17 protein-coding genes are annotated in these 13,069 nt (G+C 68.3%); 9 read left to right on the top strand and 8 right to left on the bottom strand.

What is annotated here, in order from left to right; genetic code table 11:
* Positions 1 to 132 precede the first annotated feature (132 nt).
* A complete protein-coding gene (locus ACP96_RS03585; RefSeq protein WP_050032238.1) occupies positions 133 to 828 on the top strand; it encodes a S26 family signal peptidase in 696 nt (231 codons plus the stop codon).
* A 25-nt stretch (positions 829 to 853) separates the two neighbouring features.
* Here the strand turns inward: ACP96_RS03585 and ACP96_RS03580 are convergent, their stop codons facing one another.
* Positions 854 to 1,336, bottom strand: coding sequence for an NYN domain-containing protein (locus tag ACP96_RS03580; RefSeq protein WP_050032237.1), 483 nt, complete (start codon positions 1,334 to 1,336; stop codon positions 854 to 856).
* A 103-nt stretch (positions 1,337 to 1,439) separates the two neighbouring features.
* Between ACP96_RS03580 and ACP96_RS03575 the strand changes: the two genes are divergently transcribed.
* Both ACP96_RS03575 and ACP96_RS03570 read left to right on the top strand, forming a co-directional pair.
* The gene (locus tag ACP96_RS03575; protein ID WP_050032236.1) at positions 1,440 to 1,859 is read left to right on the top strand and encodes a universal stress protein; all 420 of its coding nucleotides are present in this window, start codon (positions 1,440 to 1,442) and stop codon (positions 1,857 to 1,859) included.
* A gap of 167 nt (positions 1,860 to 2,026) precedes the next feature.
* Positions 2,027 to 2,281 (top strand): hypothetical protein, encoded by a 255-nt coding sequence (locus ACP96_RS03570; RefSeq protein ID WP_050032235.1) that lies wholly within the window; start codon positions 2,027 to 2,029, stop codon positions 2,279 to 2,281.
* Between the two features lie 62 nt (positions 2,282 to 2,343).
* Here the strand turns inward: ACP96_RS03570 and ilvD are convergent, their stop codons facing one another.
* Together ilvD and ACP96_RS03560 are read right to left on the bottom strand one after the other, a co-directional pair.
* Complete coding sequence (gene ilvD, locus ACP96_RS03565) at positions 2,344 to 4,131, bottom strand: dihydroxy-acid dehydratase (RefSeq protein ID WP_050032234.1); 1,788 nt, start codon at positions 4,129 to 4,131, stop codon at positions 2,344 to 2,346.
* Positions 4,132 to 4,235: 104 nt separating this feature from the next.
* On the bottom strand, positions 4,236 to 4,628 hold the full coding sequence (locus ACP96_RS03560; protein ID WP_050032233.1) for a VOC family protein: 393 nt from the start codon (positions 4,626 to 4,628) through the stop codon (positions 4,236 to 4,238).
* Between the two features lie 98 nt (positions 4,629 to 4,726).
* On the opposite strand from ACP96_RS03560, the gene ACP96_RS03555 reads away from it, so the two are divergent.
* The gene (locus tag ACP96_RS03555; protein ID WP_152663387.1) at positions 4,727 to 5,185 is read left to right on the top strand and encodes an SHOCT domain-containing protein; all 459 of its coding nucleotides are present in this window, start codon (positions 4,727 to 4,729) and stop codon (positions 5,183 to 5,185) included.
* A gap of 26 nt (positions 5,186 to 5,211) precedes the next feature.
* Here the strand turns inward: ACP96_RS03555 and purQ are convergent, their stop codons facing one another.
* Positions 5,212 to 5,889 (bottom strand): phosphoribosylformylglycinamidine synthase I, encoded by a 678-nt coding sequence (gene purQ, locus ACP96_RS03550; protein ID WP_050027027.1) that lies wholly within the window; start codon positions 5,887 to 5,889, stop codon positions 5,212 to 5,214.
* Complete coding sequence (gene purS, locus ACP96_RS03545) at positions 5,886 to 6,137, bottom strand: phosphoribosylformylglycinamidine synthase subunit PurS (protein WP_004045690.1); 252 nt, start codon at positions 6,135 to 6,137, stop codon at positions 5,886 to 5,888. The genes purQ and purS overlap by 4 nt, the downstream gene beginning before the upstream one ends.
* Positions 6,138 to 6,317: 180 nt before the next feature.
* Between purS and ACP96_RS03540 the strand changes: the two genes are divergently transcribed.
* Together ACP96_RS03540 and ACP96_RS03535 are read left to right on the top strand one after the other, a co-directional pair.
* Positions 6,318 to 7,301 (top strand): formyltetrahydrofolate deformylase, encoded by a 984-nt coding sequence (locus ACP96_RS03540; protein ID WP_050032232.1) that lies wholly within the window; start codon positions 6,318 to 6,320, stop codon positions 7,299 to 7,301.
* Positions 7,302 to 7,361: 60 nt separating this feature from the next.
* Entirely contained in the window at positions 7,362 to 7,571 is a 210-nt protein-coding gene (locus ACP96_RS03535; RefSeq protein WP_050024499.1) for a hypothetical protein, read from the top strand.
* Positions 7,572 to 8,145: 574 nt separating this feature from the next.
* Here ACP96_RS03535 and ACP96_RS03530 read toward each other — a convergent pair.
* Entirely contained in the window at positions 8,146 to 9,276 is a 1,131-nt protein-coding gene (locus ACP96_RS03530; RefSeq protein ID WP_050032231.1) for a sensor histidine kinase, read from the bottom strand.
* A gap of 107 nt (positions 9,277 to 9,383) precedes the next feature.
* Complete coding sequence (locus ACP96_RS03525; protein WP_050032229.1) at positions 9,384 to 10,397, bottom strand: lysylphosphatidylglycerol synthase transmembrane domain-containing protein; 1,014 nt, start codon at positions 10,395 to 10,397, stop codon at positions 9,384 to 9,386.
* A 227-nt stretch (positions 10,398 to 10,624) separates the two neighbouring features.
* Here ACP96_RS03525 and ACP96_RS03520 point away from each other — a divergent pair, with 227 nt between their 5' ends.
* Positions 10,625 to 11,494: a hypothetical protein gene (locus ACP96_RS03520; protein ID WP_050024495.1), complete on the top strand. Its 870-nt coding sequence runs from the start codon at positions 10,625 to 10,627 to the stop codon at positions 11,492 to 11,494.
* Between the two features lie 40 nt (positions 11,495 to 11,534).
* Positions 11,535 to 12,527 (top strand): glycosyltransferase family 4 protein, encoded by a 993-nt coding sequence (locus ACP96_RS03515; protein ID WP_050032228.1) that lies wholly within the window; start codon positions 11,535 to 11,537, stop codon positions 12,525 to 12,527.
* A gap of 48 nt (positions 12,528 to 12,575) precedes the next feature.
* On the opposite strand, the gene ACP96_RS19105 is transcribed toward ACP96_RS03515, so the two are convergent.
* Positions 12,576 to 12,728 (bottom strand): hypothetical protein, encoded by a 153-nt coding sequence (locus ACP96_RS19105; protein ID WP_202593908.1) that lies wholly within the window; start codon positions 12,726 to 12,728, stop codon positions 12,576 to 12,578.
* Here ACP96_RS19105 and ACP96_RS03510 point away from each other — a divergent pair.
* Entirely contained in the window at positions 12,672 to 13,013 is a 342-nt protein-coding gene (locus tag ACP96_RS03510; protein WP_050032226.1) for an arsenate-mycothiol transferase ArsC, read from the top strand. The genes ACP96_RS19105 and ACP96_RS03510 overlap by 57 nt on opposite strands.
* The last annotated feature ends 56 nt before the right edge of the window (positions 13,014 to 13,069 follow it).

Here is a 13,069-nt window from a genome sequence, read left to right as displayed (position 1 = left end):
CTAAGGTCTTACCATCCCCCGCACCCGGTCTCCGTCTCGCGGTCGCGACACCTCCGTCTCACGACCGCGACACCGCAACTGTCCCGCCTCACCGCCGACAGCCTCAAGCCGTTTCCACCCCCGATACCGCACGTGACGCGGAACCTCTCCGGTCTGCTCGCGCCCGCTGCTGCAGTCCTGCTGGTCGCGGTTGTCGTCGCCGCGGTCGCCGGCGCGTGGCCCCCGTTCGTCGCCGTCGAGAGCGGGAGCATGGCCCCGGAGGTCGAGCGCGGTGACCTCGTCGTCGTCACGTCGACCGACCGGTTCCCGTGGGGCGGGCTCGTCGGCGCGGCCGAGCCCGGCGCGCCGACCAGATTCGGGAGCGCCGGCGACGTGATCGTGTTCAATCCACCGAGCGACGGCCAACGGCCGATAATGCACCGGATCGCCTTTCCGGTGACCGCCGGCGAGGACTGGACCGACCGGGCCGACCCCGCGCTGCTTGAGGGAGACTGCTCGACGATCGCGGCCTGTCCGGCTCCCTACGACGGGTTCGTCACGTACGGCGACGCCAACGGCGAGTACGACCAGAGCGCCGGGATCGCGCCGATCGTCCGCGAGGAGTGGGTAACGGCCAAAGCGCTGTTCGCCGTCCCGAACCTCGGCTGGTTCCGGGTCGGTGTCGACGCCGCGATAGCGCGGGTGGGCTTCCTCCCGACCGCCGTGGGATTCGGCGGCCTCGCTGCCGCTACCGGGGGTTTCGGCGCGCTCCTTCTCGGGCGGATCACGGTGTGGCGGGAACGGCGCGACCACCCCGGCCGTCTCGACCGGGACGAGCGCGACCGCTAGAAGCTGCGGCGTCGTCCGTCGCCGATTACGACTCGCCGTCGCCGTCCTTCTCGTCGTCGCCGTCTGTGTCGCCGTCGAGCGTCACCGAGTCGTTCGTGGCGTTGCGGAGGGCGTCGGACCGACCGAACTCGCCGGGCGCGATCGCGAGCGTCCGGATCCCGTAGCTGTTCGCGGTCTCGACGACCGGCTTGAAGTCGGTGTCCCGCGAGGCGATCGCGAGCGTCGACATCCGGCCCTCGGCCGCGAAGCGCGCGGCGTCGACGGCGAGCTTCACGTCGACGTCGCCGCTCGTGATGACGACCTCGAAGCCGCGGGCCTCCGCGGCCTGTATCAGTCCCGGCGTCGCGTGCTCGTCGAGGTAGAGCCGCGTCGTCACGAGCTGTCCCTCCGCCTCCGCCGCGACGCGCACGTCGTCGAGGTCGACGTCGAACTCCTCGCGCAACACGTTCGGTCCGTCGACGAACAGCGCCACGCCGACGGGGTCGTCGTCCGACCGGCTGGATTCCATGCCTCTCGGTGCGTGACCCGCGGAGATATGCGTGCTGGTCTGGCGGAAGGTAATTGATCCGTGAGAACATACCACTTATCCCCGCGTCGGGCGTAGATAGACCATGATATCCCGCGTGCTGGTACCGATGGACGAGTCGGAGATGGCGGAGCGCGCGCTCCGGTTCGCGCTGGAGGCGCACCCGGACGCGGAGATAGTCGTGCTCCACGTGGTGGGTCAACCCTCCTCGATGATGGGAGGCGCGGCGGGGCTCGCGCTCGCCGACGACACCGAGGAGGCGGCGCGAGAACAGGCGAGCGACCTGCTCGAACGCGCCACCGAGATCGCCGCCGAGAGCGGAACCGAGATCAAGACGGACGTGATGGCCGGCCACCCAGCGCGGTCGGTCGTCGAAGCGAGCGAGGAGTTCGATGTCGTCGTCATCGGGAGCCACAGCGGGAGCCTCGCGGACCGACTGCTCGTCGGCAACATCGCCGAGAAGATCGTCCGGGGCTCCGCGGCGCCCGTGACCGTCGTTCGGTGAATCGTCCGCGTCGACGACCAGAGTCGTAGCGACGAGCGGAACCGCGGGCGTGACGCGCCGCTATCGTTTCGGCTTTTGAACACCTTATATCCCTATTACCACCTGATCGACGACTGTAGTGAATATACGAAGTATTGAAGTAGTATGTCCAAGAATAACGAAGTAAGATGTCGGAAACCAACGCCTACACCGTCATTTCCGAGCAGAATGATCACGATTGCACCACAGTACGTGCACATCCGCGCAACGAGACGTACCACGTCGTCGAGTACGCCGACGAGGACGCGCGGGACCGCGTCGCTGACCTCCCGGTGGGCTCGGTGGTCAAAATGGAACTGTCGCGCGCCGGCCGCCGGAGTAACGTCTGGCGCGCCGAATCGGTCCGGACGGCACATACGGACGGCGGGGTAACGGGAGAGTAGGGAAGGAAAGAGATCTTGCTTCGGAGTCGCTTATAAACGCTCGGAGACGGCAGTTCGCCTCCTTATAAATCGCGAGTCAGCCGCGGGTTCGTCACGGCGCCGTCCGACGCCCCGGCGAAGTCGCGGGCGTACTTCGCGAGGATACCGCCCTCGTACTGCGGTTCCGGCGCCTCCCACTCCTCGCGGCGCTCGGCGAGTTCCTCCTCGCTGAGGTCGATCGCGAGGTCGCGCTCCGGGATGTCGACGGTGACGTGGTCGCCGTCTTCGATGAGGCCGATCGGGCCGCCGTCGGCCGCCTCGGGCGCGACGTGGCCGATCATCGGTCCGCGGGTCGCGCCGGAGAAGCGGCCGTCGGTGAGCAGCGCCACGTCGTCCTCGTGGCCCGCGCCGACGACGGCGGCGGTGACGCCGAGCATCTCGCGCATGCCGGGGCCGCCGGTCGGCCCCTCGTTGCGGATCACGATCACGTCGCCGGAGTCGACCGCGCCCGACTGGACGTACTCCATCGCGTCCTCCTCGTTCTCGAACACGCGGGCCGGCCCCTCGTGGTAGAACTCGTCGTCGCCGGTCACCTTCAGCACGGAGCCGTTCGGCGCGAGGTTGCCGTCAAGGATCTTGATAGCTCCCTCTTCCTCCTTCGGGTCGTCGACCGTGTAGAGGAAGTCGGCCTCGATCTCCGAATCGTCGGGAAGCGCTCCGCGCTCCTCCAGTTCTGCAAGCTCCTCGGCGAGAGTGCGGCCGGTGACGGTCATCGCGTCGCCGTGGAGCAGGTCGGCGTCGAGCAGCCGCCGGAGAACCACAGGAACGCCGCCGACCTCGTGGAGGTCGTTCATCACGCGGCTCCCGCCGGGCTGGAGGTCCGCGATCTTCGGCGTGCGCCGCGAGATCTCGTCGAAGTCCTCGATCGAGAGGTCCACGTCGGCCTCGGCGGCCAGCGCGAGCAGGTGGAGCACGCCGTTCGTGGAGCCGCCGATGGCGGTCTGGAGCGCGATCGCGTTCTCGAACGACTCCCGCGAGAGGATGTCGGAGGGGCGGCGGTCCTCCTCGATGCACTCCAAGGCGAGCTCGCCGGCGCGCTCGGCGACCTCGTAGCGCTCTTCGTCCTCGGCGGGCGCGGAGGCGGAGCCGAGCGGCGCCATCCCGAGCGCCTCGGAGATGGACGCCATCGTGTTCGCCGTGAACATCCCGCCGCAGGAGCCCGCGCCGGGGCAGGCGTGGCGCTCCAAGTCGTCGAGCTCCTCGCCGCTCATGTCGCCCTCGGCGTAGGCGCCGACGCCCTCGAACACCTGCACGATGGTCACGTCGCGTCCCTCGTGCTCGCCGGGCATGATCGAGCCGCCGTAGAGGAACACCGACGGGAGGTCGGTGCGGATCGACGCCATCAGCATCCCGGGGAGGTTCTTGTCGCAGCCCGCCACCGTCACCAGCGCGTCCATCCGCTCGCCGAAGGAGACGAGTTCGACGGAGTCGGCGATCACCTCGCGGGAGATGAGGCTCGCCTTCATCCCCTCGGTCCCCATCGAGATGGCGTCGGAGATGGTGATCGTCCCGAACTCGATCGGCATCCCGCCCGCCGCGTCGATCCCGTCGATCGCGGCGTCCGCCACGTCGTCGAGGTGGACGTTACACGGCGTGATGTCGGCCGCCGGGTTCGGCACGCCGATGATGGGCGAGGAGAGATCCTCGTCGTCGAACCCCATCGCTCGGAACATCGCGCGGTGGGGGGCCTTGTCCGCCCCCTCCGTCACGTCTCTGCTCCGCAGGTCCTCGTCCTTCTCGCCCGCGAACCGATCCGCCTCGTCGCGGCGTCGGGAGCCCGCTCCCTCCGACCGCGGCTGCTGTTCGCTCATACCTGCCCGTGTCGCTCGGGGCTCTTAAACAACCGCAACGGGGCGAGGGTTGCTCGGTCGGGCGAACCGGTTCGGGAGGGTGTCGGTCTGCGCCTTTCGTGCGCTCACACCCGCGCTTTCAGCTCGATCCGGTACCCGAACGGGTCTCTCACGTACACCGCCGGCGCCTCCCCGGTCGCGCCGAGCGGCGAGTCGAGCCGCTTCTCGATCTCGACGCCAGCCGAGTACAGTTCGCTCTCGATCTCGTCGAGGGACTCCTCGACGACGACCGCGACGTGGTCGTAGTTCGCCGCGGTCGGCGGCTCGAACTCCTCGGTCGGCCGGCAGTGGATCACGGCGGTCGCCGACAGCCGCACGTCGAAGAACGGCTTCTCGTCGGCCGCATACAGCGTGTCCTCGATCCCGAAGCCGAGCTTCTCCCCGTAGAACTCCCGGGCGTCGTCGACGCCGTCGATGGGGATCCGGAGGTTGACGTGGTCGATGTGGCGTGCCTGCATACGACTCGATTCGATATCGCGGCCGAAAAAGCGAAGGGGATTTCGAGGGTTTGAGATCGAGCGCATCGTATATCCGTGTAGAAATGTGTATATTATACATGACTACGACCGATCGAGCCGGACGCGTCGCTACCGGAGCCGCCGTCGCCGCGTTCGCGGGCGTTGCCCTCGTTGCGCTCGTCGGGATGGCGACTGCGGGCACGACCGCCGGCACCGGAATGATGGGTGGTACCGGAATGATGGGTGGGTCGGGGGCCTTCCCTCTCGTGTTCTTCCCGTTCATGTTCCTCACGCTTGGGGCCCTCCTCGCGCTCGGCTACGTCGGGATCCGCGCGCTCGCAGAGTCCGACGGAGACGAGCCGACAAGTGAGGGGGCCGACAGCGGCGAGGAACGTGACCCGATCGCCCGACTCCAGCGGCGGTACACCGAAGGGGAACTCACCGAGGAAGCGTTCGAGCGGGCGCTGGAGCGCGAACTCGGGGACGGGTCGGGAGACAGCGACGAGGCAGCCAGAGGGACGGACGCAGAGCGCTCGACGTCGGTGCGCGAGCGATAGTTCGGTCGATCGGAGTCGCGGTCCGATCAGGTGAACGCTTCGAGGATCCCCGCGCCGTCCGTGCTCCGGCCGAGGTCGGGGAGCGTGGCGCGCTCGGGATGAGGCATTAGCACGGCGACCGACTCGCGCTCGCCGAGGACGCCGGCGACGTTGTCGGTGGAGCCGTTGGGGTTGGCTTCGTCTGTGACCTCGCCGTCGGCGTCGCAGTAGCGGAAGAGCACGCGGTCGTCCGCGACGAGGTCGGCGTGGGCCTCCTCGCCGATCTCGAAGCGCCCCTCGCCGTGCGCGATGGGGACTTCGATCACGTCGCCCTCGTCGTAGGCAGCGGTCCACGGCGTGTCCGCGCGCTCGACGCGCAGGTGGACCGGCTCGCACTGGAAGCGCGCGGAGGCGTTGGTGGTGAACGCGCCGGGGGTGAGCCCGGACTCCGAGCCGATCTGGGCGCCGTTGCAGACGCCGATCACGGGGACGCCGTCGGCGGCGGCCTCGCGGACATCGGCCATGATCGGGGCGCGAGCGGCCATCGCGCCGGCGCGGAGGTAATCGCCGTAGGAGAAGCCGCCCGGGAGGACGATCCCCTCCGTGTCGGCGGGGAGCCCGTCCTCGTGCCAGACGCGCTCGGCGTCGACCCCGATGTACTCCAGCGCGCGGACCGCGTCGCGGTCGCAGTTCGAGCCGCCGAACTGGATCACGGAGACCGTCATCGCTCCGCGACCGCGACCTCGTAGTCGTGGATCGTCGGGTTCGCGAGCAGCCGCTCGGCCATCTCGTCGGCGCGGTCGGCGGCCTCGTCGGCGTCGGCGGCGTCGAGGTCGACCTCGAAGCGGTCGGCCGACCTGAGGTCCGACAGCTCGAACCCGAGGCGTTCGAGGGCCTGCTGGGTCGTCTCGGCCTCCGGGTCGAGGACGCCCCGCTTCAGGCGGACCGTCACCGTCGCGGTGTATGCCGTCATGTCCGGTAGTGCGGAGTCGTGTGTAAAAACCGTTTTGGAACGCTCCGTATATACATGTTTGTGGATATATATCGGTCTATCGTGGGGGCGGCAGGCTCGGCGCGGAGCGAAAGGGGCAAACCCCTTCGCGTTCTCGATGGGGTGTATGCAGCTGTTCGAACTTGCGGAGGTGATCGTCGCATGACCCGCGAACTGACCGAAATCACGGTCGTCGGAGGAGACAAGACCGGACTCATCGCGCGGGTCACCTCCCTGCTGTTCGAGCGGGGGATCAACATCGAAGACCTCGATCAGGCGGTCCGCGAGGGCGTCTTCCGGATGACGACCCGCGTGGACGCCTCGGAGATGGAGACTTCCCGTGGCGAGCTCCGGCGCGCGCTCGCTGAACTCGGCCGCGAGCTCGACGTGGACATCCAGGTCCGGTTCCCGAGCGACCGCGACGCCCGCCGGATCGCGCTGTTGGTCACCAAAGAGACCCACGCGCCCGAGGCGCTCTTGGAGGCGGAGGCCGCGGGCGACCTCGCCGACGACGGCGAGGAGGCCGAGATCCCGGTCGTGATCGGCAACCGCGGCGACCTCCGGTCGCTCGCGGAGCGCTACGACAAGCCCTTCTACGACGTGGGCGACGGCAACGGCAACACCGACGAGGAGCGCCTGCTCGACCTGTTGGCCGAGTACGACGTGGACCTGATCGCCCTGGCCCGCTACATGCGCATCCTCTCGCCGGAGGTCGTCTTCCGCTACGAGGGCCGGATCATCAACGTCCACCCCTCGCTGCTGCCGGCGTTCCCCGGCGCGGAGGCGTACCGGCAGGCGAAGGACGCGGGCGTCCGCGTCGCCGGCGTCACCGCCCACTACGTGACCACGGACCTCGATCAGGGGCCGGTGATCGCCCAGCGCGCCTTCGACATCCCTGCCGGCGCCGACGTTGCCGAGATCAAACGGCGCGGGCAGCCCCTCGAGGCCGACGTGCTGCTCGACGCGGTCCGGCTCCACCTCGCGGACGCGATCGCGATCCACCGCGGCACGGTGCACGTGCGCGAGGACGCCGACGTCGACGCCCAACTCGGGCTCAGCGAGGCCGCGGTCGACGCCAACCCGGACGAGCCGGTCGACGGCGAGCCGCTGTCGCGCTCGCGGACGCCGACCGCCGAGAGCGACTGAGCCGGTCGGATCGGCCGGCGGCGCCCGCCCTTTAAGAACTCGCGAGACGTATCGTCGGCCATGAAGTCGCGTGCGGTGGTCCGCCGGTTCGCCGCCGACGCCAGCGCGGTGGTGCGCAGCGACGAGCGGCTCATTCTTCTCTTCCTCGTGCTCCTGTCGGTCGTCGCGCTCGCCGTGTTCCTCCACTACACCGTGTCGCTCCTCGACGGGCTCCCGGAGGTACTTCCCCCGGAGATGCCGCGGCCGGGGGACTCGATCCTGTGGGAATAACGTTTTTCCGACATAATTCCGACTGCAACGTCTGGTCGCCGGAGAATGACTCTTGATCGACTGCGGGAGTAGGTGTTGCAGATCGGTGGTGGCAAGAGTATATTTAAAAGGGCCTGAGCGGAAGTGATGGTCGCTTATAAATACGGTGCGGTGGCGCGCCCCGGTGAGCGGCCCAGTGGGCCGCTCACTGACGGTGCGAGGTCGCCGGCGCTGTGCGCCGGCTGCCAGAGGGACCTTCGGTCCCTCGCTGGAGTCGGTCGCCTACGGCGACCGACGAGGCTGGGGAGGTGTGAGGCTGCGGTGCGGTTGCGGGTGGGTGGGACTCAAAGGGGCAGCCGTGCTCGGCGAACCCCAGCGACGTAAGCACCGCAGCGAGCAACGCGAGCGAGGAGCGCAGCGAGCTGTGGGAGCCGAGCACGGCTGGGGCTTTGGAGGTCGTCACCGCGTCGTTGACGACGTACAGACAGCCGACAGCAACACTTCAACCCGATTTATAAACAACTACTCCACCATAGTGATTCACTTACTCCCGCTATCGATCAGTAGCCATCACCGAGCCGAGACGCCCTCACCGCTACGGAACGACCACGCCGGACACCTCGAAGCGCGCGCCGCCGTCGCCGCTTTCCCCGGCCGTAATCGCCCACCCGTGGGCGTCGACGACGCCTTCAACGATCGCGAGGCCGAGGCCGATCCCCTCCGTTCCGGTCGTGAACCCCGTCTCGAAGACCCGATCTCGATCGGCCGCCGGAATCCCGGGGCCGTCGTCTTCGACGTAGAACCCGTCTCCGTCGTCAAGCGGACCGACGCGGACCGACACGTCTGATCCCCCGTGTTCCACGCTGTTCCGGAACAGATTCTCGAAGAGGTGACGGACCCGGCCGGGGTCCGCTTTGAACGTCAGATCCGCCTCGATGGTCACGCTCGCACCGCCGGTCCGCACTCCGTCCCAGCACTCCTCGGCCATCGCGTCGAGCGAGACCAGCTCCGCCTCCTCGATCTCGTGCCCCTGTCTGGCCATCGTGAGTACGTCGGCGATCAGGTCTTCCATCCGGTCCAGCGACCGCGCGGCGATCTCCAGGTTGTCGCTGTCGCGGGCCGAGCGTTCGATGTCGACGCGCCCCTGCGCGACGTTCAGCGGGCTTCTGAGGTCGTGGGAGACCACGCTGGCGAACTGGTCGAGCCGCTCGATCTTCGCCTCCGTCCGCTCGGCTTGGAGTTCCGTTTCCAACATCCGCGCGATCAGCTCCGCGAACAGCGTCTCGCCGTCGTCGAACGGCTCCGCGCGCGGCTCCGTGGAGACGAAACACAGCGTTCCGAAGAGCTCGTCGTCGATGGTGATCGCGCTGCCGTGGTAGCAGTGGAGCCCGTGCCGCTGGAACGCGGGGTCGTCGTCCCACCCTTGGTTCGGCGCGTCGTGCAGCCTGACGGGGCTCTCGCCGCCGATCGTCCGCCGGCAGTACGTGTCTCGGAGGTCTAGCTGGAGCCCGGCCGGAAACGTCCCGTCGGCCGAGTCCGTGCTCGCGATCGCCTTCCAGTAGTCGCTCTCGGGGTCGATCCGCGTCAGGTGCCCGTTCTCCACGCCGAGGTACGTCTCACCGACGGAGAGCGCCAGCGTCGCCTTCTCCTCGAACGGGAGGTCCCGGTCCATCACTTCGTAGAGCTTCTCCCGGGCCTCCATCGCGCTGAGAGCGTCGACGGCCATCTGTAAGTCCGAGATACCGACCCCACCGATAAAAATAGCCCTGTTAGACGAGAATACAGTTTTTTCAGCCAACACATGTGTTGCGGTCGGGCGGCGCAGTCCCGAACTCACCGGACCGTGCGGACGCCGAGCACCGACGCCGACACGCCCCCGATCGCCACCGGCATCCAGTAGACGCCGCCGCGGAACACGAGCACGGCGGCCGTGACCGCGGAGGCCGGGACGCCGGTCGTGGGGACGAGCAGCGCGACGAACGCCGCCTCGATCCCGCCGAGCCCGCCGGGGAGCGGCGTCGCGCCCGCGACGTACGCCAGCGGGACGGCGAACAGCGGGACCACCGGCGGGATCCCATGGCCGACGGCGGCGAACGCGACCGTGAGCGCGGCCGCCTGGAACAGCCAGCCGGAGAGCGAGAGGCCGACCGCGGCGGCGAGGCGCCCAGGACTCGTCCCGACGCGCTCGATGTCCTCGAAGAAGTTCTCCAGCCGGTTGGCGATCCCGGCCTCGACGGTGTCGGCGTCGAACCGGTCGAGCCGTCCGGCCAGTCCGCCGACCGCGCTCGGGAGGCGGTCGACGACGACCCGCCGGTACCGCCAGCCGAGACCGATTCCCGCGACGATCGCCGCGATCAGCGCGACGGCGACGCCGACTGCGACCTCGAGTCGCTCGCCGACCGCGGCGGTCGTCGCGTAGTAGCCGACGCCGAGGAACACGAGCGAGATGGAGGGGACGACGTTGAGCACGTCGACGCTGGCTATCCCGACGAGCCCCGTCTCGTATCGCGACCCGGAGACCCGCGAGATGAGCGCGGCCGCCACCGGTTCGCCGCCGGCCTGCCCGAACGGAGTGACGTTGTTGGCGAAGACGGCCCCGGAGTACACGAGAAACGAGGTGGTGACCGTGAGATCGACGTCCAGCGAGCCGAGCACCGTCCGGAGCATGAGGCTCCACGCGACCAGCCAGCAGAGCGCGAACCCGAACGTGGCGGCGACCAGGGCCGGATCCGCCGAAACCAGCGTCTCGATCACGCGGTCCGCCCCGACGACGACGAAGAGGACGGCGAGGACCGCGATCGCAGCGACGCCGCCGATGAGCAGTCCCCGCCGCTGGCTCCCGTCCATAGGGCGAATGACGCGCTGGCGGACTTTAAACGTCTGATCGGTCCTCGCGCGTCGCGGTAGGGATCCCGGACCGACGGGAAATACTCTCGGACGGACGGGAGCTACTCACGAGCGGACGGGAGAGGCGGGACGCCCGAAACCCGACGTTAGGGGCGGAAAAGCCCGGATTCGACCCGAGAAACGGACCAACAAGAATACAACCGTCGACGGGGAACGGGCGCGTACTCATGGACGATCAGCGGTTCCTCGAATCGGAGTGGGACTACTGTCTGGTGTTGGACGCGTGCCGCTACGACGTGTTCGAGGACGTGTACGACGAGTACCTCGACGGCGACCTCGAAAAGCGCTGGAGCGTCGGGTCGTCGACGCCGGAGTGGGCCTACCGGACGTTCACCGGTGACCACGACATCGCCTACTTCTCGGGGAACCCCTTTATCAACGATCTGGGGATCCCGCTGAACGAGCTGAAGTGGGGCGCGAGCTGCGACTACGAGTGGACCGCCTCCGAGCACATCAGCGACATCCACGACGTCTGGAAGACGGGTTGGGACGACGATCTGGGCACCGTGCCGCCGGAAAGCCTCGCGGAGGCGTACCGGAACAACCTCGACGCCGTCGAGCGCGCCGATCGGACCGTGCTCCACTACATGCAGCCGCACGCGCCGTATCTCTCGCGCGGGAAGGGCCAGAAACTCAAGCAGATCCAGAAGGGGATCAAACGGCAGGAAGAGGAGGAGGCGGGCGAGGGCGACACGGACGACGACGGCGGCCTCCTCTCGTCGCTCAGCGACTCGGTCCGACCGAAGATCGAAAGCCGGCTCGACGACAGCGAGTTCGCCCAGAAGGCGGGGCTGTGGCTCGAACTCGACCCGAAGGACCTCGTGACGGACGGCACCCGCGTGACGGCGCTCAAGCTCTACGAGGAGAACCTCCGGATCGCCCTGGAGTCCGTCGCCGAACTCGTCGAGGAGCTGGACGGCACGGTCGTCGTCACCGCCGACCACGGCGAGGCGTTCGGCGAGGAGGGCGTGTGGGAACACCACATCGAGACGCACATCCCGCCGCTGATGGAGGTCCCGTGGCTGGAAGTGGAGTGAGCGCGTTCGGTCGGGCCCTCGGTTCCCTGACGCACGAGCGATGAAGGTCAGCCACTACTTCGAGTTCGAGGACCACGTCACCGGCGGCATCCGCGAGTCCGTCGTCCACCAGCGGAAGATGCTCGATCGGGAGGGAATCTCGTACACGACCGAGCCGACGCTCGACGCCGACGTGCTCCACTGCAACCTGATGGGGCCGCGCTCGGTGTGGTACGCGAAGCGCGCGAGCGACCGGGGAATCCCGGTGGTCGCGCACACCCACGTCACCGCGGAGGACTTCGGCGACAGCTTCCGGTTCACCAACGCGCTCGCGAAACCGCTCAAGCCCTACCTCAGTCGGGCGTACGGCCTCGCAGATGCGCTCGTCTGTCCCTCCGAGTACAACCGCGGCGTGATCGAGGGGTACACCGACGCGCCGACGACGGTCATCTCGAACGGCGTCGACCGCGAGAAGCTCGCCGGCTTCGAGTCGCTGGAGGCCGAGTACCGCGAGCGCTACGACCTGTCCCCGCCGACCGTCTTCCTCGTCGGCCACGTTATCAAGCGGAAGGGGCTGGAGACGTTCGTCGATCTGGCCCGCGAACTGCCCGATATCGACTTCGCGTGGTTCGGTCCGCTCGATCTCTCCTTAAAAGGCCGGGAGACCACCCGCCTCATCGAAGAGTCGCCGGACAACTGCACCTTCACCGGATTCGTCGACGACATTCGAGGCGCGTTCGCCGCGGGCGACGTGTTCCTGTTCCCGACCCACGAGGAGAACGAGGGGATCGCGCTGCTGGAGGCGATGACCGCCGGGAAGGCCGTGGTCGTCCGCGACATCGAGACGTTCTCGTGGCTCGACGACGGCGAGGACTGCCTGAAGGTCGACCCTGCCCCCGCGGACGACGAGACCGCGGCGTTCGCCGACGCGATCCGCCGGCTCTCCGATCCCGAGCTCCGAGAACGACTCGGGTCGAACGCCGAGGCGCGCAGCGAGTCGTTCTCGCTCGACGCGATCGCCGAGCGGTACCGGTCGCTGTACGAGTCGCTCTAAGCGGTCGTCGACCTCGGGTTTTCGCCGCCCGTCTGCGATCCGCCTCGCCTACCCGCCGCCGTCGCCGACGATCACCGCTTCGTCGCCCTCGACCGAGAGCGATCCGTCGTCGTCGAGCGCGAGCGCGAGCGCGACCGCCGCGACGTGGACGGTCGGATCGAGATACTCACCGGCGGGACACGGTCGGCCGAGCACGTCCACGATATCGTCGTCGAGGCGATGCGTGAACGGGATATCGACCTCAGCAACCGAACGCCGCGAGAGGTGACGCCAGACGAGCTACAGGCGGTCGACCTCGTCGTCACGATGGGGTGTTCGGCGTCGGACGTGTGCCCGGCGGCGTGGAACGGCGAGAACCGCGATTGGGGTCTCGACGATCCCCACGAGCGTCCGATCGAAGAGGTTCGTGAGATCCGCGACGAGATCGAGGAACGCGTCGTCACGCTGTTCGATGAACTCCTGTCGGAGACGCCGTCTGCGAAGTGACTCTGCGAAGTGACGCGATTGGCAGGGTCGCCGACCGACGCGACCCCCATCGACCT

The organism is Halorubrum halophilum (assembly GCF_000739595.1).
GTDB lineage: Archaea > Halobacteriota > Halobacteria > Halobacteriales > Haloferacaceae > Halorubrum > Halorubrum halophilum.
This window is presented reverse-complemented; position numbering and strand designations above follow the sequence as displayed.

Excerpts from the sequence above, each read along its gene's own strand:
- ACP96_RS03580 (WP_050032237.1), bottom strand. The coding sequence starts at position 1,336 with ATGGAATCCAGCCGGTCGGACGACGACCCCGTCGGCGTGGCGCTGTTC.
- ACP96_RS03575 (WP_050032236.1), top strand. The coding sequence starts at position 1,440 with ATGATATCCCGCGTGCTGGTACCGATGGACGAGTCGGAGATGGCGGAG.
- ACP96_RS03570 (WP_050032235.1), top strand. The coding sequence starts at position 2,027 with ATGTCGGAAACCAACGCCTACACCGTCATTTCCGAGCAGAATGATCAC.
- ilvD (WP_050032234.1), bottom strand. The coding sequence starts at position 4,131 with ATGAGCGAACAGCAGCCGCGGTCGGAGGGAGCGGGCTCCCGACGCCGC.
- ACP96_RS03560 (WP_050032233.1), bottom strand. The coding sequence starts at position 4,628 with ATGCAGGCACGCCACATCGACCACGTCAACCTCCGGATCCCCATCGAC.
- ACP96_RS03555 (WP_152663387.1), top strand. The coding sequence starts at position 4,727 with ATGACTACGACCGATCGAGCCGGACGCGTCGCTACCGGAGCCGCCGTC.
- purQ (WP_050027027.1), bottom strand. The coding sequence starts at position 5,889 with ATGACGGTCTCCGTGATCCAGTTCGGCGGCTCGAACTGCGACCGCGAC.
- purS (WP_004045690.1), bottom strand. The coding sequence starts at position 6,137 with ATGACGGCATACACCGCGACGGTGACGGTCCGCCTGAAGCGGGGCGTC.
- ACP96_RS03540 (WP_050032232.1), top strand. The coding sequence starts at position 6,318 with ATGACCCGCGAACTGACCGAAATCACGGTCGTCGGAGGAGACAAGACC.
- ACP96_RS03535 (WP_050024499.1), top strand. The coding sequence starts at position 7,362 with ATGAAGTCGCGTGCGGTGGTCCGCCGGTTCGCCGCCGACGCCAGCGCG.
- ACP96_RS03530 (WP_050032231.1), bottom strand. The coding sequence starts at position 9,276 with ATGGCCGTCGACGCTCTCAGCGCGATGGAGGCCCGGGAGAAGCTCTAC.
- ACP96_RS03525 (WP_050032229.1), bottom strand. The coding sequence starts at position 10,397 with ATGGACGGGAGCCAGCGGCGGGGACTGCTCATCGGCGGCGTCGCTGCG.
- ACP96_RS03520 (WP_050024495.1), top strand. The coding sequence starts at position 10,625 with ATGGACGATCAGCGGTTCCTCGAATCGGAGTGGGACTACTGTCTGGTG.
- ACP96_RS03515 (WP_050032228.1), top strand. The coding sequence starts at position 11,535 with ATGAAGGTCAGCCACTACTTCGAGTTCGAGGACCACGTCACCGGCGGC.